The 2,183-nt window shown below is 57.4% G+C and carries 3 protein-coding genes; all 3 read right to left on the bottom strand.

Annotated features, from left to right (window positions below):
• Positions 1-214, bottom strand: a 214-nt coding sequence (locus WD823_RS10910; RefSeq protein ID WP_368429528.1) for a hypothetical protein, incomplete at its 3' end; no start/stop codon positions are given.
• Positions 204-1,031 carry a hypothetical protein gene (locus WD823_RS10905; protein ID WP_368429527.1) on the bottom strand — a complete coding sequence of 276 codons (828 nt, stop codon included), beginning with the start codon at positions 1,029-1,031 and terminating at the stop codon, positions 204-206. The genes WD823_RS10910 and WD823_RS10905, both read right to left, overlap by 11 nt.
• Positions 1,032-1,092: 61 nt before the next feature.
• On the bottom strand, positions 1,093-1,785 hold the full coding sequence (locus tag WD823_RS10900; RefSeq protein ID WP_368429526.1) for a transposase: 693 nt from the start codon (positions 1,783-1,785) through the stop codon (positions 1,093-1,095).
• Between the last annotated feature and the right edge of the window lie 398 nt (positions 1,786-2,183).

Here is a 2,183-nt window from a genome sequence, read left to right as displayed (position 1 = left end):
GATCGTTGCGGTATTGGGTGAGGACTTCGTATTGCGCGGTGAATTGTTCAGCTTGAACCGCTGTGAAGCGGCTCGCGTGGGTATTGCCACGTTCTAGCCTGTCGGAAACTTCGTTAGCAGGTACTGAAGGCTCGTCCCCCTCAATTAAAAACGCTTCCGCGGCCATTTGCATATTGGCAAATTCAAGCAGCCAGTAAATTTGATTATTTGCCATTTTGGCCTGCTTCGGCGGGGTTAATAACTTTCAGGACGAACCAACGATCCGTAAAGTCACGGTTAATGATTGAAGGGCACGTTGTGCTCGGTCCTCTGGATGTCATCCAGGGACGCCGCTGGCCCGCAGTTGACCCGAATCCAGCCTCGATAAAGTAACCAATACGCTCGGCAATGACGCTGTTGTCGGTCAAATCGAGAATCCGCAAACGGCTGCCGGCAACCCAATATTTGCGATCGTTTGGCGTAGAAATGTCTTCCCACGCAACACCAAATCGGCTTTCCGGCTTTGTAATTTCCGATTTACGAAAAAATGGCGGCTCCGCCAGCGGATAGATGCGCTGATACTTCTGATTCTCGTCTTCGCCAGTGCGCTGCTCAATGAAGGAAAATCCATCTTGGGCGTGAGCGTTTTTTATGAACTTTACGTGACCAATAAGTTTCCTGGCTACGCGCTCACCACGGTCTGCAGCCGGGATGTCATAGCTATAAGGATCCCCATACCAGAACTGATCGTACAGATCCTTCTCTGTCGCTGGCGGCAGAGGCTTCACCACCAGCACGCTCTTGACGCCGGTGAAGGTCTTGTAGATCTTCTCGCCAGCTTCGGTGTCGCATTTCTTTTTGAAATACGCCCATGCCTCTTTGACGTAGGCGTCGTCCGGTCGGTCGGAGGGCGTGGTCGCCGCGCAAGCGGGCAGCAAGCCGAACACCGCCACGGCCAGTGTCGTGCGGATGACATGGGCACGTTGACGCACGACGTATCGGATCGCCTGCATTGCTGCGCTAAAAAATGGGGTCAGAGTCATTTTCGTCATATAGAACCTCACTAAGCGTTTGCGTTAAATGGAGACGGAGCCAAATTCTTTTTGCGCACGTTCATTTCCGTTCCTCCGCAAACCCGAACTGTCCATGCTCACCATCGATCTCGCTCGCCGTCTTGCGCCGCCGCCCGCGCGGCTTCTCCCGCACCGAGCGCGCCAGAGCCTGCTCGATCGCATCCTTGAACCGCTTCGCGCCCAGGGCCAGTCCTTTGTTCAGCGTGCCGCGGATCTCGCCCACGATCTCCGCGTCAAGCTCGTAGCGGTATAACTCACGGTAGGCCGCGCAGCGCGCATCTTGCGTTGCGCCCAGCTCCACGTAGATCAGATGATCGGTGACGAGCGCGTCTACCTTGGCCAGCGCATGGCACGCGTAGCTCGACCAGCGGTAATGCTCCGGCCGCTCCACCATCGCCGCGCGCACCGGGTTCAGTTCGATGTAGCGGTAGCACGCAAGCAGGTAGTCCTCGGCCTGCACCAGACTCGACTTAAACCGCCCTTCCCACAGCGTGCCGCGGCGCCGGTAGACGTAGTTCACGTATTGCACGTAGCGGCTGCCGACGTAGCGCATCAGCGCCGCGAGCGCGTCCCGGGACTCCGGCGTCACCAGCACATGCACGTGGTTGGTCATCAGCACGTAGGCGTGGATCTGGCAGCCGTAGCGGCGCGCGCCCTCGGCGAGGTGATGCAGGTAGGTGTGGTAGTCCTCGGCGGCGAAGAAGGTGGGCTGGCGATTGTGGCCGCGCTGCACGACATGGTGCGGTACTCCCGCAGCCGTCACTCGCGCGCGTCGTGGCATCGCTCGCCTCCCTGTGGCGCAGACCCATGCCTGACATGGGCCGTGCGCTCCGTCCCGCGGTGCGCCTTCTTGGCGAGGCGTGATGCGCGACCGTTATTGTTGCTGGCTCTCTGCTTGTGATTTAAGGCGGAATTCCCAAGAAAATCAAATCTATCAGAATGTTAGGTTTACGGAAGGCCTTGATTCCGTGACGGATTTCTCAGTGCCTGCCAAGCCCTTGAGAAAAATACATCTGCCCTGTCCCCGACTCGCCCTTGGGCCGCGCCTCACTCTCGGTCTGCTAGACTTAGTAGTAATTTTCATAAATACGCGAACGTATAAATGTTGCCAAGTGTGACTCGTTATGGCAT

Source organism: Sulfuricaulis sp., from assembly GCF_040901545.1.
Classification (GTDB): Bacteria; Pseudomonadota; Gammaproteobacteria; order Acidiferrobacterales; family Sulfurifustaceae; genus Sulfuricaulis.
Note: the sequence above shows the minus strand (reverse complement) of the source record. Positions and strands in the feature narration are given on the sequence as shown.

Excerpts from the sequence above, each read along its gene's own strand:
- WD823_RS10905 (WP_368429527.1), bottom strand. The coding sequence starts at position 1,031 with ATGACGAAAATGACTCTGACCCCATTTTTTAGCGCAGCAATGCAGGCG.